Below are 19,956 nucleotides of genomic sequence, written 5' to 3'. Positions count from 1 at the left end.
CCGGTATGGCTCGGTACGTTGCCATCATCGAGGACAGCGATCCGGACGCCGTCAGCCTGTGGTTTCCCGACCTGCCCGGCTGCATCTCCGGCGGCGACGATGTTGACGAAGCCCGAGAAAATGCCCCCGAGGCGCTCGCATTCTATGCGCAGGAGCTGAGCGCGGATGGCCGCGAGCTTCCCCCGCCGCGGACGTTGGACGAGCTCAAGGCCGACCCCGATGTGGCGGACGACCTCCGAAACCATACCATCGCCCTGATCGAATGGCCGCCCCTCGACGCCCCCGAGTGAGGACTGTTCGCCGCACTCGCCCAGCCTTCGACAGTTCTCCCCCGAACAGCCCTTGACCATCGCGAACTTCCCCGTATCAGATGCGGCCATGGTCCGGGGCATCGCACTGATCTTGCTGACATTGGGGATGCCGTCGCTCAGCGCGGCGGAGACCATGAGCTTTGGCGATTCGATCGGGCTGCTGGCCAAGAGTTGCGGTGCGGAAATCGTCGCCAATTGTCGCGGCGTCAACCCGGACTCGACCCGCCTGAAGGAGTGCCTGTCGCGCAACCGCGACGTGCTCTCCCCGCAATGCGCGAGCGACTATCTCGGCGCCTTCGACGCCATCCAGAAGCGCGTCGCGGCACGCGTCACGGTGGCGAACGCCTGCCAGCGCGAGATCGTCAAGGTCTGCGGCGGCTCGACCAAGGAGACCAGCAAGTCGATCCCCTGCCTGGTCTCGACCCCCAAGGGCATCAGCAACAACTGCCTGAAGGCCGTCGACGACGCGGGGTATCGCTGATGCGCGCCAAGAGGCTCTCCACGGCCGGACTAGGCATCGTGCTGGGCTTCGCCCTGCTCGCCGGCGCTGCGCGCGCGCAAACGGCGGCGCCGACCCGCGACGACATCGTCGGCAAGCTCAACCATCTCGAAGAGCCCGGCGAGGTCGATCTTCCCGCGCTGAAGCTGCAGGTGATGGAGCGCGCCAAGGCCAGGATCAAGAACGATCCGGGTCCGGTGAACCGTCCGCCGATCGCGCCTGACCTCGCCAAGCTGCCCGCCTTCAACGCGCAGATCCAGTTCGATGCCGATACGCCGATCATCCAGCCGGCGTCCTACCAGACCGTCGGCCGCATCGCGGACGCGCTGGTTCATTCCTCGCTGCTGCCCTACACGTTCCTGATCGTTGGCCACGTCGAATCCAATTCGAAGACACGCGAGGCCAACGCGATCCTGAGCCAGCGCCGCGCGGACGCGATCCGCGACGTGCTGGTGAATACGTTCAAGATCTCGACCAAGCGGCTGCACCCGATCGGACTCGGCGAGGAGCAGTTTCTCGACCGGGCCAAGCCGACCTCGGCCGTCAACGGCCAGCTGCAAATCCTGACCTATGCCAAGGTGGCTGAAGAGGCGCCCGCGCATCCGGCTGCGGCGCCTGCGCCTGCGGCTAAAAAGCCCGCCAAGAAGCGCTGAGCAAACTTGGCCTCGCACCTGACGGAACCCTTTGAAGTCCTGATCGTTTTGTAGCCTGTCCGGGGCGCACAAATACGGTTTCACGCGACAAGAGCGCCGGTTTGTGCACCGCCCGGTCCAGTGCTATAGGCACTGTTCGCCCTTCCCGACCCCGTGCTCATGAGACCGAAATGGGTGGCTATTTTCAGCGCCAACTTGCCGTTTATGTCGAGTACCATCGCGACCCCCGGAACACGGCGATGCATGTGGTCGGTATTCTTCTGCTGTTCACCGGCGCGGTGATGCCGCTGACGCTCGTGAGGCTTCCGCTGTTCGGTTTCGAAGTCAGCCTGGCCGTGATCCTGGCCCTGCCGGTTCTGGTCTATTGGCTGCTGCTCGACATGCCGCTCGGGATCGGCATCCTGGCGGTCTCGATCGTGCTGTTTTTGGTCGCGACGAGCATTGCGGCGCAAGTCAGCACCGCGACGATGTGGGCGATTTTTGCCGCGCTGGTGGTGCTCGGCCTCGCCGCGCAGACCATCGGTCACAAGGTTTTTGAGGGCCGCGAAGCCTCGTTGTTCACTTTTCCTTCGCATCTTTTGCTTGGACCGATGTTCGTGATGGCAAAATTATTCATTGCATTGGGCTTCCGTCGCGACCTTGCCGCGATTCTGGCGCCTCTTCCGACCAATTCCCTTTCAACCCGATAGCTCTAGACGCGAAACAGCAACCTTCTGCATGGCTCTCGTACTGGTTACCGGTGGCAGTGGCTTCATCGGACATCATCTCGTCGAAGCGCTCCGCGCCCGTGGGCAGCGGGTGCGCGTTCTCGATGTTCGCGCGCCGGCCACGCCGAATACCGACGTTGAACATGTCCACGGCTCGGTGCTGGACAGCACCGCAGTCGATGCCGCGATCGCCGGGGTCGATCAGGTCTATCACCTCGCCGGCCTGCCCGGCATGTGGGTCGCCAACAAGCAGGACTTTCACGACGTCAATTGCCGCGGCACCGAGATCGTGCTCGCGGCCGCAATGAAGCGCGGCGTGTCGCGCTTCCTGCACTGCTCGACGGAATCGATCCTGTTCCCCTATTGCGACCTCAAAGGCGTTCCCGCCGAAGAGGCGCTGCAGCCTGCCGATGCGATGCCGGGCGCCTATACGCGCTCGAAGTCGCTTGCCGAGCATCATGCCGCCAAGGCTGCGGCCGATGGGTTTCCGCTCGTGATCGGCACGCCGACCATGCCGATCGGCGCCGCCGACCACAATCTGACGCCGCCGACGGCGATGCTGTGGTACTTCCTCCAGAAGAAGGTGCAGCCGCATCTCAACTTCCTAGTCAACCTCGTCGACGTTCGCGACGTCGCCATGGGCCTGGTGCTGACCATGGAGCGCGGCCGCCAGGGCCAGCGTTACATTCTCGGCGGCGACTGCGTCCCGCTCGGCAACATCCTGCGGATGATGTCGGCGATGAGCGGGCGCCGGCAGTATCCGATCGTCGTCCCCGGCAGGATCGCCGAGCTCTCCGCGATCATGCTGGAATACATCTCCGATCACGTCACGCGTCGGCCACCCAACGGCACCGCCGAGGGCGTGCGCATCGCGCTCGCCGCGAGCGACCTCTCGATCGGCAAGGCGCGCAACGAGCTCGGCTATTCGCCGCGTCCGATCGAACCCGTGCTGCGCGAAACCATCACCCATCTTCTCGCCCGCAACGGCCTGCAGCCCTCCGGCGCCATCGAGCATCACGCGCTCTCCTCGCGCGCGAGCTAAAGCCGCCGCCCCAACGCAAAGAACCTTCATGTCCTTCGATTTCAGCAAGCTTCTCTCCGTCGCCTGGGGCGGCTGGACCACCGCCTGGCCGACAGAACTCCTGGCTCTGCTATGGCTCGCCTTTCTCGCCAGCTGGGTCGGTGCCTCGTTCTGGCAGGGACAGACCAAGAAGCAGGTCATGACGCTGGAGTCACAGCGCTATCGCCTGCCGATCCTGGTCGGCGGCATCCTGTACACGCCGTGGGTCGCGGAGCTCCTGGGCACGAAGCCATTCTGGGTGCTCGGCAACACCGGCATCACCATCGCCGCGGTCCTCTCGGCTGCCGGCATCGCCTTCGCCTGGTGGGGCCGGCTCCATCTCGGGAAATTCTGGTCGAACACCATCACCCAGAAGGAAGACCACCGTGTGATCGACACCGGCCCCTACGGCATCGTGCGTCATCCGATCTACACCGGCTTGATCTTCGGCATGCTCGTCACCGGCGTTGCGATCGGCTTGGCGACGACGATCCTCGGCGCCATCCTGATCTCGCTCGGCATGTGGCAGAAGGGCCGGATGGAAGAGGTGTTCCTCTCGAAGGAGCTCGGCGAAGACACCTACGGCGCCTATTGCCGCCGCGTGCCGATGATCATCCCGTTCCTGTCGCCGCGGTAAGGGCGTAGCAACTGGCCTCACTCTGGTGTCCCGGACGCGCTGCGCTGCGCCCCGGGGCACCAGCGCACGTTTCCACGCACCAAGGAACCGCTCCTCTCCTTGCCCGTTAGCCCCCGACACCTGCAACACGCAGAGCATAGAGTCATGTCGGACGCCTACGATTATTTCCGCGCGCATGCCATCGCCGCCGTCCGCAGGGCGCGGGCGCTGCCGCCGGGGCGGACGAAGCAGAAGCAGCGCACGGTGGCGCGGGTCTATCATCTGTTGTCCAGAGAGGCGGCGCTCACACCGAACGTCGATCACCTCGACGATTTTCGCGCGGCGCGGCAGCTCGAGCGGCAGATCGGCCGTTGATGCCGTGTAAGGCAATCGGCGTTCGTCCCATGCAAATTTGATCGGCTGCCATTCCACGGGAATAGCCCCGGCCGGCCCGGTGCACAGGTTGACGAAGGCCCCGCCAGCCAGTTGGATGCGCGCGCAAACAGGGGCGTCTCATGACATTTTCCAGTATCTTCGCGCAATTCGTCGCGGTCCTCGGCGGCATCGCGCTGCAATGGCGCAAGATGACGGGCACCGAGCCCGCGCCGGCCTGGGGAGAGAAGCCCGCCATTCCCGAAGCGAAGCCGCAAGGCGCGATCCCGACGCTGAAGATGCCGACCGCGCGCGGCTGGCGCGAAGGACAGAAGCCGACCGTCGCGCCGGGTCTCAAGGTCAATGCGTTCGCGACCGGTCTCGACCATCCGCGCTGGATCGAGGTGCTGCCCAACGGCGACGTGCTGATCGCGGAGGCGACGCAGATCGCGGGCGCGCCGAGATCCGTGTTTCATTACGCGATGCAGGCAACGATGCGGCGCGCCGCGGCGCTCGGCGTGTCCGCCAACCGCATCACGCTGCTACGCGACAAGGACGGCGACGGCGTTGCGGAGGTTCGCGGCGCCTTCATGGAAAACCTCAGCCAGCCGTTCGGCATGGCGCTGGTCGGCGACACCTTCTATGTCGGCAACACCGACGGTGTGATGGCGTTTCCTTACGTCGCGGGTGCCGACCGCATCACCGCGCCGGGCAAGCGGCTCACCACCTTCAAGCCGAGCGGACACTGGACGCGCAGCCTGCTCGCAAGCCCAGACGGCAAGAAGCTCTATGCCGGCGTCGGCTCGCTCAGCAACATTGCCGAGATGGGCATGGAGGTCGAGGAAGGCCGCGCCGCGGTGTACGAGCTCGACCTCGTTGCCGGTCCGCATCGCATTTTCGGCGCCGGCCTGCGCAATCCCGTCGGCCTTGCCTGGGAGCCGAACACGAACGTGCTCTGGACCGTCGTCAACGAGCGCGACGGGCTCGGCGACGAGACGCCGCCGGATTACCTCACCTCGGTGCGCGACGGCGGCTTCTACGGCTGGCCCTATTGCTACTGGGGCAAGACGGTGGACGACCGCGTGCCGCAGGATCCGGCGATGGTCGCCAAGGCGATTCAACCGGACTACGCGCTCGGCGGCCATACCGCCTCGCTCGGCCTGTGCTGGATGCCCGCGGGCACCCTGCCCGGCTTCGGAGACGGCATGGTGATCGGCCAGCACGGCTCGTGGAATCGCAGCAAGCTCTCCGGCTACAAGCTGGTGTTCATTCCCTTCGAGAACGGCAAGCCGTCCGGCCTCGGCCGTGACATCCTGTCGGGCTTCCTGTCCCCCGACGAGAAGGAATCCTACGGCCGCCCGGTCGGCGTGGTGATCGGTCCCGACAAAAAGTCGCTGCTGATGGCCGACGACGTCGGCAACGTGATCTGGCGGGTAACGGGGGCGTAAGAATCACGTCCCCACGCACAGCGTGGCGCGCTGCTTGCGCAGCAGCGCGATCACGGACAGCGCCGTAATCAGTCCTGTCTTGGGATTTTCGGACGGGATGTTCTCGATGCCCATCGAGAAGCGCGCCGAATCCGCCTCGACCTCGATGCGGTGAACGTTGCGCGTCACGGTCGGGTCGGCCCAGACCTGAATCTGGGTGCGATCAGGCCCGATGCCCGCTAGCGACAATGCAACGGCGACATTGACGTTCGCCGGGAAGCCCTTCGCGGCTTCCCGCGCACTGCCCTCGAACAATTTTAGCGGCTCGCGCAGATTATCGATGTCGATGTTGTTCTGCACGATGAAGGGCGCGCCCTTGAGCCCGTCGATCGGCTTGCGCGTCACCATCTTCACTGAATGGATCGTACCGACAGCGGCGGCGTTGACGGCGTCGAGCCCGATCAGCGCGCCGGTCGGCACGATGATGCGGCCGCCATTGGCGCGGGCGAGATCGACCAGATCGAAATTGTCGAGCAGCCCGCCGACGCTGACCACGACCGCGGCCTTGCCGCGCCTCACCGCGGGCTCGACGATGGCGCGCAGATGATGGCTCGGTGCGCACTCCACCACGATATCGGCGGCATCGCCGAGCTCGCCGATCGGCAGAATCTGCGGCGGGCGACGCAGGCTATCGATGAAAGCGCGATGCTTTGCGGAATCGCGCACCGCGACGGCGGACAGCGCCAGCCCCTCGATGCCCTGATCGAGCGCGGTCGCGATCTTGCTGCCGATTGAGCCCAGCCCTGCAATGGCAACGCGCAATTCACCCGGCGTCTTTTGTTCGCTCATCGCATCCACCTTCTCGCCCAGCCTACGTCATAGCCCCTCACGCCTCCCGCGCATAGCTGCGCAGGCGCGCCTCCAGCACCGCCAGCATGGCATCGCGAGCCGGATCGCGCGTGCCGCGCAGCCAGACGGCGGCGAGCGGCAGCCGGCCGACCGGACCGCTCTGCCTCAGCCGGAGCGGCACAAAGCGCACGCCTGACACCGCCATCCGCGTGGTCCAGCGCGGCACGATCGCGACGCCGAGCCTGGTGGCTACCAGATGGATGATGGTCTGCTTCTCGTCGGCGACCTGCACGATGCGCGGCGTCAGCCCGGCCTGCTCGAACAGCTTGATCGTGAGATCGTGGCTGTGCGGCCGCGAGCGGCGATCCGGCACCAGCATCGCCTCGTCGGCGATGTCGGCCAGCGTGATCGACTTGCGCCTCGCCAGTGCATGCCGCTGCGGGAACGCCACGATCGCGGTCTCCTGGAGCAGGTCGCGGAATTCGAGCCGCTTGTCCGCGCGGCCCGGCGGGCGGACAAAGGCAAGATCGAGCGCGCCGGTCAGCACCTTCGGCAGCAGCCGGACCGTCTTGTCCTCGAGAAGCTGCACCGCGATGTCAGGATGGTTCGCGCGGAAGTCGCGCAAGAGCGGCGGCAGCAGCCCGGCCGCCGCGCTGTCGATGGCACCGATCCGCAGCCGCCGCGCGGCTCCCGCACGCGGGCGATTGCGAAGGTTATTCTCGACTGCCTCGACCTTGGCGAGGATGGCACGGGCATCGCGCAGCAGCGTCGCTCCATCCTCGGTGAGCGACACCGCGCGCGTGGTCCGCGCAAACAGCCGCGTGCCGAGGTCCTCCTCCAGCAGCCTGATCTGCCGGCCCAGCGCCGAGGGCAGCATCTGGAGCTGCTGCGCAGCGCGGCCGAAATGCAGCTGCTCGGCTGCCGCCACGAAGCATCGAAGCTGATGCAATTCCATTCCCGGCCCCCTCACCTCAGACGGCGATGATTATATCATTTTTTTGTATAAACCAGCGCTGCTTGAGACGGTTTGAGCCACCGTCTAGATTCGGCACCGACGCAACCCGCCGGATCCGGCGCGGCGCCACCGACATCCCAAACGGAGCCTCCCCCATGCGCACCCATTCGATCGCGGCCATTCCCGCCGACGGCATCGGCCCCGAGGTGATCTCGGCGGGCATCCGCGTGCTGGAGGCGCTGGCACAGCGCAGCGGCGACCTTGCCTTCAACGTCAAGACCTTCGACTGGGGCTCGGACTATTACAAGAAGCACGGCGTGATGATGCCGGCCGACGGCCTCGCTGAACTGAAGAAGTTCGACGCGATCTATTTCGGCGCGGTGGGTGCCCCTGACGTGCCCGATCACATCACGCTGTGGGGCCTGCGCCTGCCGATCTGCCAGGGCTTTGACCAATACGCCAATGTGCGGCCGACCAAGATATTGCCGGGCGTCGCCTCGCCGCTGCGCAATGTCGGCGTCGGCGATCTCGACTGGGTGATCGTGCGCGAGAACTCGGAAGGCGAATATGCCGGCATGGGCGGCCGCGCGCACAAGGGCCTGCCGGAAGAGGTCGGCACCGAAGTCGCGGTGTTCACCCGTGTCGGTGTCACCCGCATCATGCGCTATGCGTTCCAGCTCGCACAGTCGCGCCCGCGTAAATTCCTGACCGTGGTGACCAAGTCCAACGCCCAGCGCCACGGTATGGTGATGTGGGACGAGATCGCGGCCGAGGTCGCGACCGAATTCCCTGACGTGACCTGGGACAAGATGCTGGTCGACGCCATGACGGTGCGCATGACCCTGCATCCGAAGAGCCTCGACACCATCGTTGCGACCAACCTGCACGCCGACATCCTCTCGGACCTCGCCGGCGCGCTGGCGGGCAGCCTCGGCGTCGCGCCGACCGGCAACATCGATCCGCAGCGCCGCTTCCCCTCGATGTTCGAGCCTATCCACGGCTCGGCCTTCGATATCACCGGCAAGGGCATCGCCAATCCGGTCGCGACGTTCTGGACCGGCGCGCAGATGCTGGAGCATCTCGGCGAGAAGGATGCCGCAATACGGCTGATGGCGGCGGTCGAGAAAGTCTGCGCGGCCGGCGTGCTGACGCCGGATGTCGGAGGCAAGGCGACGACCAAGGAGGTTACAGACGCGGTGATCGATGCCATCCACGGGTCGAATGTGTAACTTCGCCCCTCTTCCCGGCTGCGGTAGAGGCGAAGCTGCTACTTCCGCTTCGCCGGCACCGCCGGTGGTGTCGCCATCGCGGCCGCGGGCTCGGGCGGCGTCAGGTGGCGCGGGACGATGATGGTCTGTCCCGGCGTGAGCTGCGCGTTCTCGGCAAGCGAATTGCTCTGCGCCAGGGTCCAGAGCGGCACACGGTTGGCGGCGGCGATGCTCTCCATGGTGTCGCCCTTGCGCACCGGCACCCGCACGCCTGAGTCCCACAATTCGACCAACGTATCCGCAGGCACGAGGTAGCGCAGCGGCACCGCGTCGGCCTGGGTTTGCGGCGGAATGCGCGGCAGCTGAGTCACCATCTCGACGATCTGGCGATGGATGTCGTCGGACTTCTCGATGTTGATGTGCGAGACGCGCGCGTTTTCCTTCAGGTCGTAACTCGCATAATGGCCGCGAAAGCCGGGCACCGCGACGACGTCGCCGCCGCCGAGCACACTGTCGGACAGGAAGATGTTGATGAAGCGCTCGACATTGAGCGGCACGTCGCCGGTCGCATGCGCGGGATCGATGGCGATGACGAGGCTGATCGGGATGTTTTCCTTGGCCGCCATCTCGGAGATGACGATCGAGCACAACCCACCCATGGAGTGGCCGATCAGCACGATCGGCGCGGGGCTTTCCTTGTAGCTGGCGATGGCGCGGTCGCCGATGAACCGGCAGATAGTGAACTCATAGACGTTGGCCGAGAAGCCGGCCTTCGTCAGCTTCTCTTCGAGCCGATCCATGCCGGTCGAGAAGATCGGCCCCATGGCGCCGCGGAACAGGTAAATCTTCGGCGGCGGCAACGGCTCGAACGGCGGAGGCGGCGGCGCGGCAGGTACGGCCGCGGTGGACTTGGATTTGGCGGGTGAGGCAGCGGCCATGCCGGGGCCCAGGGCGAGCAGCGCAACAGCTGCCAGCGCGAGGAGTCGCCTCAGATCAATCATCAATCCAGCAGTCCCACCACGGGGGGGGTAAAAGGCCCCCTTCGTAGGCTTAGTGACCATCGATTTGGCGGATTTTGGGGCACGGAGGCGGGCTTCAATCCAGCGGAGCGAAATGAACCCACCGGCCACCTGCGCAATGCCGCAGGACATCGCGGCGATTGACCACACGCCGATCCGGCCAACGGCTAGAATGGCAGCATCCGGTTCAGCAGTTCGAGCAGCATGCGTTGCTCGGACTCGCTGAGTGGCGCCAGCATCTTCCGATTATAGGGCTCCGTCAGCCTTGCTCCGTCCTGAATGAGTTTTGCCCCCTTCGGCGTCAGCATCAGCTCGACGGCGCGGCGATCGGCCTTGGAGCGGTTGCGCTTGATGAAGCCGGACGATTGGAGCTCGTTCAGGATCTTGATCAGGTTCGGCAGGCGCAACCGAAGCACGCTGGCGAGGCTGCTCGGCGGAACGCCGGGATTGTCGCGAATGATCGCGAAGATCGCATAGGTCGCGGGCGTCAGGCCCAATGCGGCGAACTCCTCGTAGAAGCCCTCGAAGAACTTCAGCTGCGCGAGCCGCAGCATGAAGCCGGGCGTCCGCTGCAGCGCGCGCAGGTCCAGCGACGTCTCCGATGGCTGAGCAGACTTCGCTCCGGGTCCTCGTGCTTTCGAACTCATCATCCTCGATCCGCGGCGACCATCATCCGGCCGAATTGACACTCTCAAAAATAGCTATAAAATATAACTATTATATAGCGGCACCAAGACCGCGCATGGGAGGGATACAATGAACAGCAAATTCCTGCACAAATTGTGCATTTCGGCCCTGTTGCTGGCCGCCGCGGCTCCGGCATTCGCCGAGGATGTGGTGAAGATCGGCATCCTGAACGACCAATCGGGTCCGTTTGCGAGCTATCAGGGCATCGGCTCGGTCGTCGCCGCCAAGATGGCGGTCGAGGATTTTGGCGGAAAAGCTGCCGGCAAGCCGGTCGAGGTCGTCGCCGCCGATCACCAGAACAAGACCGACATCGGCATCGGCATCGCCCGGCGATGGTACGAGAACGACGGCGTCGATGCGATCTTCGACCTTCCAAACTCGTCGATCGCGCTTGCGGTGGCCGGCATGAGCGCCGAGAAGAACAAGGTCTTCGTCGGATCGGGCGCCGGAACGGTGCTGCTGACCGGCGAGAAATGCACGCCGAATACCGTGCACTGGACCTACGACACCTATGCCTACGGACGCGGCCTCGGCAAGGCGATCGTGCAGCAGGGCGGCAAGAAATGGTTCTTCATCACCGCCGACTACGCCTTCGGTCACGATCTGGAAAAGCAGGCTGCGGAGGCCGTGAAAGCGGCCGGCGGCGAGGTGCTCGGCAGCGTGCGGCATCCACTGGGAACCGCCGACTACGCCTCGTTCCTGCTCCAGGCCCAGGCGTCGGGCGCGAACGTCGTCGGCTTCGCCAATGCCGGTGACGATACCATCACCTCGATGAAGCAGGCCGCCGAGTTCGGGCTGACCAAGGACCGCAAGCTGGTCGGATTGATCCTCGGCATGAACGGCCTGCCCGCGCTCGGCTTGAAGTTTGCGCGAGGCGCGCAGATCATGAATCCCTTCTATTGGGATCTGAACGACGGCACGCGTGCTTTCGCCAAACGCTTCGCCGAACGCATTCCGTCGAAAGCCTATCCAAACGACATGCAGGCCGGCGTCTATGCCTCGGTCATTCACTATCTCAAGGCGGTCGACAAGGTCGGCGGCGCCAAGGACGGCAAGGCCGTGGTCGCCGCGATGAAGGAGATGCCGACCGACGATCCGCTGTTCGGCAAGGGCTATATCCGCAAGGACGGACGCAAGATCCATGCGCTCTATTTGCTTGAGGTCAAGGCACCCGAGGAATCGAAATCGGCCTGGGATCTGCTGAAGGTCGTCGCCACGATCAAGGGCGAGGACGCGTTCCGCGCCGAGAGTGACGGTCAGTGCCCGCTCGCGAAGCAATAGCTGACGGGAGCAAACCATGAGCGGCATCGCATCCAGTCCGGTCGACCCGTTCGCGCCTGATTTCCTGATGGATCCCTATCCCGCCTATCAGGCACTGCGCGCGCTGGGGCCAGCCTTCGCGCTTGAGCGTTACGGCGTGTGGGCGATGGCCGGCTATGCCGAGGTCGAGCCCGCCCTGAAAGACTGGCAGACCTTTATCAGTGGCGAGGGCGTCGGGCTCAACGGCATGAACCCGGCCCTGCCAAAGCCGCTGACCCTGCAGATCGATCCGCCCGACCACGACAAGGGCCGGAGGGTGCTCGGCCGCACGCTGTCTCCGGGCGTTGCAAGGAAGCTGCGCGAGACGTTCCAGCAGGAAGCAGAGCGGAAGGTCTCGGAGCTGATCGACAAGGGTACGTTCGATGCCGTGACCGATCTTGCCGAAGCCTACCCGATGAAGGTGTTTCCGGATGCGATCGGCATCCGGCCGGACGGCCGCGAGAAGCTGCTCGCCTGGAGCACCTTCGTATTCGACAGCTTTGGCCCTGAAAACGAGATGTTGGCCGCATCCCGCAAGGCGGGCCTCGCGGCGCAGAGCTGGATCATGGAATGCTGCGCGCGAGAGGCGTTGCGGCCCGACAGCCTCGGCATGATGATCTACCAAGCCGCCGACGACGGCGACATCACCGAGCACGAGGCGACGCACCTGGTGCGGCCGTTCCTCACCGCGGGAATCGACACCACCGTCAACGGCATCGGCAACACCCTGCTGGCGCTCGCCACGCATCCGGATGAATACCGCAAGCTGCACCAGAGACCGGAGCTGGCGCGCAACGCCTTCGAGGAAGGCCTGCGCTACGATTCACCGGTGCAGACGTTCTTCCGCACCACCTCGCGCGATGTCGAGATCAGCGGCGGCGTGATCCCGGCACACCGCAAGGTGCTGTTGTTCATGGCCTCCGCTAACCGCGATCCCGCGCGTTGGGACAAGCCGGATCGTTTCGAGGTGGAACGGGTCGCGACGGGGCATGTCGGCTTCGGCGCAGGCATCCACGCCTGCGTCGGTCAGATGATCGCGCGCCTGGAAGGCGAGTTGATCTTCAGCGAGCTCGCAAGGCGCGTGAAGACCATCGAGCTCGCGGCGGAGCCGAAGCGCAGGCTGAACAATTCCTTGCGCGGGCTGGAGAGCATGCCGCTCCGCGTGACGCCCGCTTAAGGGGCACCCGCGCATGCCGTCGGGCCAGCGGCGCGCGATGAACACGTCACCACCACCGACTACTGCCTGCTCTTGAGCCGGCTTCGATGCGCCGCCTGCTTGGCGCGGTTGCCGCAAATCGCCATCGTGCACCAGCGCCGCGCACGCCTGCGGGTATGGTCGGCGAACAGCATCGTGCAGTTATGGCCTTCGCAGGCCTTCACGTCGGAAAAGTCCTCTTCGCAGACGAATTTCGCCAAGGCTTCGCCGACCGGGAGCAGCAGCGCTTCCGGTGATCGCCAGCGCCGCATCCTTTGCAGCGCGAGACCATCACCCAGCGCACCACGGCGTGTCACGATCTGCTGGAACGCATCCTCGCGCTCCAGGATGCCGTTCAACGGGGCAAGCTCATGCAACGCCTTCGCCGTCAGCGGCCGGCCCGCATGCTCCCGGACAAAACCCCTGAACCACTCGCGCAAGTCGCGGGCCTGATCGGCGACCCTGTCGAGCTCCCCGGGCTTCGCCTGCGCCTTCAGCGCCTCCAGCTCCTGCGCCGGCACCAGCTTCGCCTGTGCCAGCCAGTCGATCAGCCCATCGCCATCGCCGAGCCAATCGACGGGCGTATCGATCGGTGTCGCCACCGAGTTGAGGAAATCGAGACCGAGCGAGTCGGCGATGAACATGGCGGGCGCACGGTCCATGGGCGGTTTTTCGATCGGTCCTTTGGCGCGTCGGGAAAAGATAGAAACTTAGTAACCTCTAAAATCGCTGTTGACAAGTTACGTCTCGGCTCAATAACCTCTAATAGACGATTTAACAGGTTACGAAGCTGCCCCAGGAGACGGTCATGACCCCGACGACTTACCGCACTGCCGACGTTGATGGCTTCAAGGTGTTCTATCGCGAGGCCGGTGACAGAGGCGCGCCGAAGCTCCTGCTGCTGCATGGCTTCCCCAGTGCCGGCCACATGTTCCGAGACCTGATCCCGTTGCTCGCGGACAAGTTTCACATCGTCGCGCCGGATCTGCCGGGCTTCGGCCAGTCCGACATGCCGCCGCGCGAAGACTTCGTCTACAGTTTCGACAACATCGCGCGTGTGATCGAGCGCTTCACCGAAGTGATCGGCTTCGATCGCTTCGCCGTCTACGTCTTCGACTACGGGGCGCCGACGGGCTTTCGACTGGCGCTCAGCCACCCCGAACGGATCACGGCCATCATCTCGCAGAATGGCAACGCCTACGAGGACGGCCTCAGCGATGGCTGGACCCCGATCCAGGCCTATTGGCAGGATCCCTCTCCGGCCAACCGCGAGGCGCTGCGCGGCTTCCTCACGCCGGATGCGACGCGCTGGCAATACACGCACGGCGTCCCCGACCCGGCCCTGGTGTCGCCGGACGGCCAGAACCTCGACAATTTCTACCTGGCGCGCCCGGGCTCGGACGATGTGCAGCTCGACCTGTTCGGCGATTACAAGAGCAACGTCGCGCTTTATCCGCGCTTCCAGAGCTACTTCCGCACGCACAAGCCGCCGTTCCTGGCGGTGTGGGGCAAGAATGATCCGTTCTTCATTCCGCCCGGCGCCGAAGCGTTCAAGCGCGACAATCCCAACGCGGTGGTCCAGTTCTTCGACACCGGCCATTTCGCGCTGGAGACGCATGCGAGGGAGATCGCGGAGAGCATTCGCACGTTCTTCAAATGACGGGAGCCTGCTCATCGTCTGTCTGAGGACGGAAGCGTAGGGCGGCCATGCTTAAAGCAATGCCGCCGTCGACCAGGTGTCGACGGCGGCACAGACGAAGTCTCGATCTGATTTGGCGGGCTTCAATTCCTGGTGGCAGCCGTCGCAGCAGCCGAGCGCGCCTGACGCGGCGCGCCGGGTTCGGCAACCGGCAGCGCCGGCGCGCGCGAGCGCATGATGGCGGCGTCGATCTCGGCAATGACGCGGCGCTGGATCGACTCGTTCTTGTCGATCGAGATGTGGCCGACGCCGGTGCCGCGCACGTCAACATTGTCGAGCTTGCCGCGCAGGCCCTGCGCGGCCCGCACCGGCTCGCCGGGACCATCGCCGATATAGATGTTGATGTAGCGCTCCGCACCGGTCGAGAGCTTGGTCTTGAACACCGAGTCGAGGCCGATCGCGAGCTTCACGGGCACGCCGAGCTGGTTGAGCTTGGCGATCATGTCGGGCAGCGCGGTGGCGCCGGAGGAATGGCCGACCAGGATGATGGTCTTGAGGCGGCCGGCCTTGTAGGCGGTCGCGGCTTCGTCGGCGAGCGAGGACCAGGACACGAAGTTGGCGACGGTGACCGGCACGCCCTGCGCCTGGAGCCGGGCGCCGATCGTGTCGAGCCCGAGCGAGAAGATGTTGAGCACGCCGCGGAGCAGGTAGACATGCGTGGTCGCGGCCTGGGCCTGGCTCGGTGCCGCGTTGGCGGGAGCCGGGCTCATGGCGACAGTTGACAGCAGGAGCAGGCCCATCGCCCAGACGCGGAGGGCGGACAATTGGCTGGCGCCGGCGGTGTGACGGCCGTTCGGTCTCATCGATGTTTTCCCTGGGGACATACGCTTCGCGATTGGCCGGAATCGTAGTCATGCCCTGCTCGCAGACGCAACAAAGAGCCGCGTGAACGGCAATCTTAGCCACAGCCCGTGACCATCGCGCAACACTTGCCTGGAACTCGCCATCGAAGAGCCTGCTTTGAGACCATTTTTCTCCAGCCGATTGCGGCCGGGCAATGGCATTCCTATCTCAGGGCTCCGCTGACCCGCCCTCCCGGCAGGGGCCAGCCTCCCCTCCCCCAGCCTTTGCCCCTCATCCTTGCGGCCCCCATGTCATCCATCATTTCCGTCGCCAATCTGTCGAAGACCTATGGGTCCGGCTTCAAGGCGCTCAAGAACGTCAATCTCGACATCAAGCGCGGCGAAATCTTCGCGCTGCTCGGCCCGAACGGCGCCGGCAAGACCACGCTGATCTCGATCATCTGCGGCATCGCCAATCCCAGCGAAGGCCGCGTGCTCGTCGGCGGCGAGGACATCCAGACCTCCTACCGCAAGGCGCGCTCGCTGATCGGTCTCGTGCCGCAGGAATTGCACACCGACGCCTTCGAGAGCGTGTGGGCCACCGTGAGCTTCTCCCGCGGCCTGTTCGGCAAGCCGAAGAACCCTGCCCATATCGAGAAGGTGCTGAAGGACCTCTCGCTGTGGGACAAGAAGGACAACAAGATCATCACGCTCTCCGGCGGCATGAAGCGCCGCGTGATGATCGCCAAAGCGCTGTCGCACGAGCCGCGGATCCTGTTCCTGGACGAGCCGACCGCCGGCGTCGACGTCGAGCTGCGCAAGGGCATGTGGGAGGTGGTGCGCACGCTGCAGCAGTCCGGCGTCACCATCATCCTGACCACGCATTACATCGAGGAAGCCGAGGAGATGGCCGACCGCATCGGCGTCATCAACAAGGGCGAGATCGTGCTGATCGAGGACAAGGCGACCTTGATGCAGAAGCTCGGCAAGAAGCGGCTGACGCTGCATCTGCAGAACAAGATCACGTCGCTCCCGGAAAGCCTCGGGCATTACGAGCTCGAGCTCTGCGATAGCGGTGCGACGCTGGTCTATGATTACGACACCAAGGGCGATCGCACCGGCATCACCAGCCTGCTCAGCGACCTCCGCGCCGCCGGCATCCGCTTCAACGATCTCGACACGACGCAATCGTCGCTCGAGGACATCTTCGTCGATCTCGTGAGGACGTCATGAACCACCGCGCCATCCGCGCCATCTATCTGTTCGAAATGGCACGCACCTGGCGCACGCTGCTGCAAAGCATCGTCTCGCCGGTGGTCTCCACCTCGCTGTATTTCGTGGTGTTCGGCGCCGCGATCGGCTCGCGCATCAGCCAGGTCGAGGGCGTCAGCTACGGCACCTTCATCGTGCCGGGCCTGATCATGCTCTCGGTGCTGACCCAGAGCATCGCCAACGCCTCGTTCGGCATCTACTTTCCGAAATTCACCGGCACGATCTACGAGATTCTGTCGGCGCCGATCTCCTATTTCGAGATCGTGCTCGGCTATGTCGGCGCCGCCGCGACCAAGTCGATCATCCTCGGCCTGATCATCCTCGCCACCGCCGGCTTGTTCGTGCCGCTGCACATCCAGCATCCGGTCTGGATGCTGACCTTCCTGGTGCTGACGGCGGTGACGTTCAGCCTGTTCGGCTTCATCATCGGCATCTGGGCCGACGGATTCGAGAAGCTGCAGATGATCCCGATGCTGGTGGTGACGCCGCTGACCTTCCTCGGCGGCAGCTTCTATTCCATCGACATGCTGCCGCCCACCTGGCGCACGGTGGCGCTGCTCAACCCCGTCGTCTATCTGATCTCCGGCTTCCGCTGGAGCTTCTATGAGATCGCGGATGTCAGCGTATCCGTCAGCATGGGCATGACGGTGGCGTTCCTGCTGGTCTGCCTGGTCGTGATCTGGTGGATTTTCCGCACCGGCTACCGGCTGAAGAACTGACGGCCCCGTAGCCCGGATGGAGCGCAAGCGCAATCCGGGCTACGGGCTCGTCACCTGTAGCAATGGAAGCGGTGATAGCCGTCGTAATACCCGCGGCAGCGATGACGGTAATGACGGTGCGGAATGCCGAACACGCCCTCCACCGCGCCCACGGCGCCTCCAACACCGGCGCCGACTGCGCCACCAACCACGCCACCCACGGGGCCGGCGATCCGGTTGCCTTCATAGGAGCCTTCCTGGGCGCCGCGCACGATGCCTTGGGCGTGGCCGGCTTGCGGCAACGCCAGCGCAAGCAGGAGGGCGGCAGCTGCGAACGGCAGGTGGAGGCGCAAACCGGCCGGGGACGGCGCGGCGGCGATACGGGCTTTGTTCATCTTCGATCCCAATGGGTGAACGGCGGCGGGCGCCGCCTGTCAAAGGTAGGCGAGCATCAACGCACCGAGCGGTGGAATGGTTGCGCCGTTATGATGAATTGTCGGCGTCGTGAGCGCGCGCCGCTCGCGAAAATGTCAGCTCCGCCGCAAGCTACGCGTCACAAAGCGGCCTTGCTTACGCCGGCCATCGCGTTAACGATGGGCAAGCAGGCCGCTGGAACGAAAGCCGGATTGCAGGCATATTGCACGCCGGGGACGGAGAGCCGCGGCGCCTAGCGTGAACAGGCCGGAGGCCAGAATTCAAATGCGTTTCCAGATGCGTTCTTTTTTTGTCGCTTTCACCTCCCTGATGCTTTTGAGCGTGGGCACCGCGCAGGCCAAGGTCGAGATCACCGTCGACAAGGATAATCAGCAGATGACCGTCGCCGTCGACGGCGTCGCTCGCTACCACTGGCCGGTGTCGACCGGCATTCCCTCGCGCGAGACGCCGAACGGCGCGTTCCGCGCCTTCCGCATGGAAGAGGATCACTACTCCAAGGAATTCGACGACGCGCCGATGCCGCACGCGATCTTCTTCACCAAGGTCGGTCACGCCATCCACGGCACGGACTCGGTCGGCCGCCTCGGCTCGCCGGCGTCCCACGGCTGCGTGCGGCTGTCGCGCCAGAACGCCTCGACACTCTATGCGCTCGTGCAGCAGCAGGGCGTGCTCAATACCACGGTGACGCTGACCGGCTCGGCGCAGGTGGCGCTCGCGAGGAATCCGCGTGGCCGCGCCAACACTGCGGTGGCGCGCGCTCCGCAGCAGCCCGCTGAAGAGCAATACGCCACCACGGGCGATCCCGTGAACATCACGCCGCCGCAGCAGCCCGCCCGCCGCTACATGCCGCAGGACGACAATTACATCTATCCGGCCGACGGCAGCGACACCGGCGCGCGCTATCCGGCGCCGCGCCCGATCACGCGCCCCTATGGCACGCAGGCCTATCAGCAGCTGCCGCAGCCGACTTATGACCAGGGCTATGGCCAGCAGGGCTATTACTATCAGCCGCAGCCGCGGCAATATTACCAGCCGCGCAGCTATTACTATCAGAACTGACGCCGTCGCTGCTCCGTCACCGTCGTCGGTGGTCAGCGCAAACAAGGGATGGCTATTCGAGGCACCATGCCGTCACGTGCCACGACAATTCTGGCTGTGCTGTCGGTCCTGATAACGAGGCAAGCCATGGGATTCGATCTCGAGGCGCATCGCGGCGGCCGGGCGCTGTTGCCGGAGAACACTCTGCCGGCCTTCGCCAACGCGCTGTCGATGGGCGTGGACACGCTGGAGCTCGACGTCGGCGTGACCGCGGACGGCGAGATCGTGGTTTCGCACGAGCGCGGGCTCAATCCGGATCTCGCACGCGGCGCCGACGGCGCATACATCGCTGCGCCCGGCACGCCCTTGGTTAAACTGCGGCTGGACGAGGTCAGGACCTATGACGTCGGCCAGATCCGGCCGGACAGCGTCTATGCGAAACAATTCCCCGACCAGCGTGCCATGCCGGGGACGCGCATCCCGACCCTGCGCGAGCTGTTCGCGCTGGTGCGCAAATCTGGCAACTCGGGTGTGCGATTCAACATCGAGACCAAGATCGACCCGAACCATCCGGACGACACGCTCGATCCTCAAGCCTTTGTCACGAAGCTGCTGGGACTGATCGAGACCGAAGCTTTTTCCGACCGGGTCCTGATCCAGTCCTTCGACTGGCGAACCTTGCAACTCGTCCAGCAGCAGGCTCCGAAGATCCCGACGGTGTACCTGACGCTGCAGCGCGGCTCAGGCCAGACAGTGGCGCTGGACAAGGCCACCAGCTGGACAGCGGGCTTCAGCCCGGCCGATCACGGCGGCTCGCTGCCGCGCACGATCAAGGCGGCGGGCGGTGCGATCTGGTCGCCCTATTTCGGCGACGTGACCGCCACGCTGGTCACCGAGGCCCACGCGCTCGGACTGCGCGTGGTGGTGTGGACGGTCAACAAGCGCGAGGACATGGCGCGGATGATCGAGCTCGGCGTCGACGGCATCATCTCGGATCGCCCGGATCTGCTGCGACAGGTGGCGGGCGAGAAGGGAATTGCGCTGCCGGCGGGGACGCCGGTCGAGCCGTAGAAGCCTCTCGCCTTGTAGCCCGGATGGAGCGAAGCGCAATCCGGGAGAAGTGCCCACCACGCACGAGCGGCCCCGGATGACGCTTCGCTCCATCCGGGCTACGA

At 65.0% G+C, this 19,956-nt stretch carries 23 protein-coding genes; 16 read left to right on the top strand and 7 right to left on the bottom strand.

The features are described from left to right. Positions 1 to 5: 5 nt before the first annotated feature. The 8 genes from SE92_RS31165 to SE92_RS31130 all read left to right on the top strand — a co-directional run bounded on the left by SE92_RS31165 (position 6) and on the right by SE92_RS31130 (position 5,666). Positions 6 to 290 carry a type II toxin-antitoxin system HicB family antitoxin gene (locus SE92_RS31165; protein WP_063202215.1) on the top strand — a complete coding sequence of 95 codons (285 nt, stop codon included), beginning with the start codon at positions 6 to 8 and terminating at the stop codon, positions 288 to 290. Between the two features lie 88 nt (positions 291 to 378). Beyond that, positions 379 to 792 carry a hypothetical protein gene (locus SE92_RS36855; protein WP_063202212.1) on the top strand — a complete coding sequence of 138 codons (414 nt, stop codon included), beginning with the start codon at positions 379 to 381 and terminating at the stop codon, positions 790 to 792. Next, positions 792 to 1,463 carry an OmpA family protein gene (locus SE92_RS36850; protein ID WP_063202209.1) on the top strand — a complete coding sequence of 224 codons (672 nt, stop codon included), beginning with the start codon at positions 792 to 794 and terminating at the stop codon, positions 1,461 to 1,463. The genes SE92_RS36855 and SE92_RS36850 overlap by 1 nt, the downstream gene beginning before the upstream one ends. 170 nt (positions 1,464 to 1,633) lie before the next feature. Continuing rightward, positions 1,634 to 2,152 (top strand): Mpo1 family 2-hydroxy fatty acid dioxygenase, encoded by a 519-nt coding sequence (locus SE92_RS31150; RefSeq protein ID WP_063202206.1) that lies wholly within the window; start codon positions 1,634 to 1,636, stop codon positions 2,150 to 2,152. 28 nt (positions 2,153 to 2,180) lie between these two features. Continuing rightward, the gene (locus SE92_RS31145; RefSeq protein ID WP_063202203.1) at positions 2,181 to 3,212 is read left to right on the top strand and encodes an NAD-dependent epimerase/dehydratase family protein; all 1,032 of its coding nucleotides are present in this window, start codon (positions 2,181 to 2,183) and stop codon (positions 3,210 to 3,212) included. A 28-nt stretch (positions 3,213 to 3,240) separates the two neighbouring features. Beyond that, positions 3,241 to 3,867 carry a methyltransferase family protein gene (locus SE92_RS31140; protein WP_063202200.1) on the top strand — a complete coding sequence of 209 codons (627 nt, stop codon included), beginning with the start codon at positions 3,241 to 3,243 and terminating at the stop codon, positions 3,865 to 3,867. A 144-nt stretch (positions 3,868 to 4,011) separates the two neighbouring features. Then, a complete protein-coding gene (locus tag SE92_RS31135) occupies positions 4,012 to 4,221 on the top strand; it encodes a hypothetical protein (protein ID WP_063202198.1) in 210 nt (69 codons plus the stop codon). 140 nt (positions 4,222 to 4,361) lie between these two features. Continuing rightward, positions 4,362 to 5,666 (top strand): PQQ-dependent sugar dehydrogenase, encoded by a 1,305-nt coding sequence (locus tag SE92_RS31130; RefSeq protein WP_063202196.1) that lies wholly within the window; start codon positions 4,362 to 4,364, stop codon positions 5,664 to 5,666. A gap of 3 nt (positions 5,667 to 5,669) precedes the next feature. Here the strand turns inward: SE92_RS31130 and SE92_RS31125 are convergent, their stop codons facing one another. Beyond that, positions 5,670 to 6,494 carry an aspartate dehydrogenase gene (locus SE92_RS31125; RefSeq protein WP_063202195.1) on the bottom strand — a complete coding sequence of 275 codons (825 nt, stop codon included), beginning with the start codon at positions 6,492 to 6,494 and terminating at the stop codon, positions 5,670 to 5,672. A gap of 37 nt (positions 6,495 to 6,531) precedes the next feature. Continuing rightward, the gene (locus tag SE92_RS31120; RefSeq protein WP_063202192.1) at positions 6,532 to 7,449 is read right to left on the bottom strand and encodes a LysR family transcriptional regulator; all 918 of its coding nucleotides are present in this window, start codon (positions 7,447 to 7,449) and stop codon (positions 6,532 to 6,534) included. 155 nt (positions 7,450 to 7,604) lie between these two features. Here SE92_RS31120 and SE92_RS31115 point away from each other — a divergent pair, with 155 nt between their 5' ends. Beyond that, positions 7,605 to 8,678, top strand: a complete 1,074-nt coding sequence (locus SE92_RS31115; protein WP_063202189.1) for a tartrate dehydrogenase — start codon at positions 7,605 to 7,607, stop codon at positions 8,676 to 8,678. Positions 8,679 to 8,716: 38 nt separating this feature from the next. On the opposite strand, the gene SE92_RS31110 is transcribed toward SE92_RS31115, so the two are convergent. Continuing rightward, on the bottom strand, positions 8,717 to 9,658 hold the full coding sequence (locus SE92_RS31110; protein WP_063202186.1) for a LysM peptidoglycan-binding domain-containing protein: 942 nt from the start codon (positions 9,656 to 9,658) through the stop codon (positions 8,717 to 8,719). A gap of 185 nt (positions 9,659 to 9,843) precedes the next feature. Continuing rightward, positions 9,844 to 10,326 carry a MarR family winged helix-turn-helix transcriptional regulator gene (locus tag SE92_RS31105; RefSeq protein WP_245324747.1) on the bottom strand — a complete coding sequence of 161 codons (483 nt, stop codon included), beginning with the start codon at positions 10,324 to 10,326 and terminating at the stop codon, positions 9,844 to 9,846. Between the two features lie 106 nt (positions 10,327 to 10,432). Between SE92_RS31105 and SE92_RS31100 the strand changes: the two genes are divergently transcribed. Both SE92_RS31100 and SE92_RS31095 read left to right on the top strand, forming a co-directional pair. Next, complete coding sequence (locus SE92_RS31100; RefSeq protein ID WP_063202183.1) at positions 10,433 to 11,644, top strand: ABC transporter substrate-binding protein; 1,212 nt, start codon at positions 10,433 to 10,435, stop codon at positions 11,642 to 11,644. 16 nt (positions 11,645 to 11,660) lie between these two features. Further along, positions 11,661 to 12,839 carry a cytochrome P450 gene (locus SE92_RS31095; protein ID WP_063202180.1) on the top strand — a complete coding sequence of 393 codons (1,179 nt, stop codon included), beginning with the start codon at positions 11,661 to 11,663 and terminating at the stop codon, positions 12,837 to 12,839. A 59-nt stretch (positions 12,840 to 12,898) separates the two neighbouring features. Here SE92_RS31095 and SE92_RS31090 read toward each other — a convergent pair whose 3' ends face one another. Continuing rightward, complete coding sequence (locus tag SE92_RS31090; protein ID WP_063202177.1) at positions 12,899 to 13,519, bottom strand: CGNR zinc finger domain-containing protein; 621 nt, start codon at positions 13,517 to 13,519, stop codon at positions 12,899 to 12,901. Between the two features lie 146 nt (positions 13,520 to 13,665). Between SE92_RS31090 and SE92_RS31085 the strand changes: the two genes are divergently transcribed. Then, complete coding sequence (locus SE92_RS31085; RefSeq protein ID WP_063202174.1) at positions 13,666 to 14,517, top strand: alpha/beta fold hydrolase; 852 nt, start codon at positions 13,666 to 13,668, stop codon at positions 14,515 to 14,517. Between the two features lie 122 nt (positions 14,518 to 14,639). On the opposite strand, the gene SE92_RS31080 is transcribed toward SE92_RS31085, so the two are convergent. Then, entirely contained in the window at positions 14,640 to 15,359 is a 720-nt protein-coding gene (locus tag SE92_RS31080; protein WP_063202171.1) for a hypothetical protein, read from the bottom strand. A 288-nt stretch (positions 15,360 to 15,647) separates the two neighbouring features. Here SE92_RS31080 and SE92_RS31075 point away from each other — a divergent pair, with 288 nt between their 5' ends. Further along, entirely contained in the window at positions 15,648 to 16,571 is a 924-nt protein-coding gene (locus tag SE92_RS31075) for an ABC transporter ATP-binding protein (RefSeq protein WP_063202168.1), read from the top strand. After that, positions 16,568 to 17,329: an ABC transporter permease gene (locus SE92_RS31070; RefSeq protein WP_063202165.1), complete on the top strand. Its 762-nt coding sequence runs from the start codon at positions 16,568 to 16,570 to the stop codon at positions 17,327 to 17,329. The genes SE92_RS31075 and SE92_RS31070 overlap by 4 nt, the downstream gene beginning before the upstream one ends. Before the next feature lie 50 nt (positions 17,330 to 17,379). On the opposite strand, the gene SE92_RS31065 is transcribed toward SE92_RS31070, so the two are convergent. After that, the gene (locus SE92_RS31065) at positions 17,380 to 17,703 is read right to left on the bottom strand and encodes a hypothetical protein (RefSeq protein ID WP_063202162.1); all 324 of its coding nucleotides are present in this window, start codon (positions 17,701 to 17,703) and stop codon (positions 17,380 to 17,382) included. 304 nt (positions 17,704 to 18,007) lie between these two features. Here SE92_RS31065 and SE92_RS31060 point away from each other — a divergent pair, with 304 nt between their 5' ends. Further along, on the top strand, positions 18,008 to 18,802 hold the full coding sequence (locus SE92_RS31060; protein ID WP_198172824.1) for a L,D-transpeptidase: 795 nt from the start codon (positions 18,008 to 18,010) through the stop codon (positions 18,800 to 18,802). A gap of 66 nt (positions 18,803 to 18,868) precedes the next feature. Continuing rightward, complete coding sequence (locus SE92_RS31055; RefSeq protein WP_063202159.1) at positions 18,869 to 19,852, top strand: glycerophosphodiester phosphodiesterase; 984 nt, start codon at positions 18,869 to 18,871, stop codon at positions 19,850 to 19,852. Positions 19,853 to 19,956 lie beyond the last annotated feature (104 nt).

The organism is Bradyrhizobium sp. AT1 (assembly GCF_001590795.1).
In the GTDB taxonomy this organism is placed as follows: domain Bacteria; phylum Pseudomonadota; class Alphaproteobacteria; order Rhizobiales; family Xanthobacteraceae; genus Bradyrhizobium.
This window is presented reverse-complemented; position numbering and strand designations above follow the sequence as displayed.

Bases quoted from the DNA above. Each gene is read 5' to 3' on its own strand.
- SE92_RS31140 (WP_063202200.1), top strand. From the start codon at position 3,241: ATGTCCTTCGATTTCAGCAAGCTTCTCTCCGTCGCCTGGGGCGGCTGG.
- SE92_RS31075 (WP_063202168.1), top strand. From the start codon at position 15,648: ATGTCATCCATCATTTCCGTCGCCAATCTGTCGAAGACCTATGGGTCC.
- SE92_RS31100 (WP_063202183.1), top strand. From the start codon at position 10,433: ATGAACAGCAAATTCCTGCACAAATTGTGCATTTCGGCCCTGTTGCTG.
- SE92_RS31065 (WP_063202162.1), bottom strand. From the start codon at position 17,703: ATGAACAAAGCCCGTATCGCCGCCGCGCCGTCCCCGGCCGGTTTGCGC.
- SE92_RS31125 (WP_063202195.1), bottom strand. From the start codon at position 6,494: ATGAGCGAACAAAAGACGCCGGGTGAATTGCGCGTTGCCATTGCAGGG.
- SE92_RS31095 (WP_063202180.1), top strand. From the start codon at position 11,661: ATGAGCGGCATCGCATCCAGTCCGGTCGACCCGTTCGCGCCTGATTTC.
- SE92_RS31120 (WP_063202192.1), bottom strand. From the start codon at position 7,449: ATGGAATTGCATCAGCTTCGATGCTTCGTGGCGGCAGCCGAGCAGCTG.
- SE92_RS31060 (WP_198172824.1), top strand. From the start codon at position 18,008: ATGCGTTTCCAGATGCGTTCTTTTTTTGTCGCTTTCACCTCCCTGATG.
- SE92_RS36850 (WP_063202209.1), top strand. From the start codon at position 792: ATGCGCGCCAAGAGGCTCTCCACGGCCGGACTAGGCATCGTGCTGGGC.
- SE92_RS31055 (WP_063202159.1), top strand. From the start codon at position 18,869: ATGCCGTCACGTGCCACGACAATTCTGGCTGTGCTGTCGGTCCTGATA.
- SE92_RS31110 (WP_063202186.1), bottom strand. From the start codon at position 9,658: ATGATTGATCTGAGGCGACTCCTCGCGCTGGCAGCTGTTGCGCTGCTC.
- SE92_RS31165 (WP_063202215.1), top strand. From the start codon at position 6: ATGGCTCGGTACGTTGCCATCATCGAGGACAGCGATCCGGACGCCGTC.
- SE92_RS31150 (WP_063202206.1), top strand. From the start codon at position 1,634: ATGGGTGGCTATTTTCAGCGCCAACTTGCCGTTTATGTCGAGTACCAT.
- SE92_RS31135 (WP_063202198.1), top strand. From the start codon at position 4,012: ATGTCGGACGCCTACGATTATTTCCGCGCGCATGCCATCGCCGCCGTC.
- SE92_RS31130 (WP_063202196.1), top strand. From the start codon at position 4,362: ATGACATTTTCCAGTATCTTCGCGCAATTCGTCGCGGTCCTCGGCGGC.
- SE92_RS31080 (WP_063202171.1), bottom strand. From the start codon at position 15,359: ATGAGACCGAACGGCCGTCACACCGCCGGCGCCAGCCAATTGTCCGCC.
- SE92_RS31145 (WP_063202203.1), top strand. From the start codon at position 2,181: ATGGCTCTCGTACTGGTTACCGGTGGCAGTGGCTTCATCGGACATCAT.
- SE92_RS31090 (WP_063202177.1), bottom strand. From the start codon at position 13,519: ATGGACCGTGCGCCCGCCATGTTCATCGCCGACTCGCTCGGTCTCGAT.
- SE92_RS31085 (WP_063202174.1), top strand. From the start codon at position 13,666: ATGACCCCGACGACTTACCGCACTGCCGACGTTGATGGCTTCAAGGTG.
- SE92_RS31070 (WP_063202165.1), top strand. From the start codon at position 16,568: ATGAACCACCGCGCCATCCGCGCCATCTATCTGTTCGAAATGGCACGC.
- SE92_RS31115 (WP_063202189.1), top strand. From the start codon at position 7,605: ATGCGCACCCATTCGATCGCGGCCATTCCCGCCGACGGCATCGGCCCC.
- SE92_RS31105 (WP_245324747.1), bottom strand. From the start codon at position 10,326: ATGATGAGTTCGAAAGCACGAGGACCCGGAGCGAAGTCTGCTCAGCCA.
- SE92_RS36855 (WP_063202212.1), top strand. From the start codon at position 379: ATGGTCCGGGGCATCGCACTGATCTTGCTGACATTGGGGATGCCGTCG.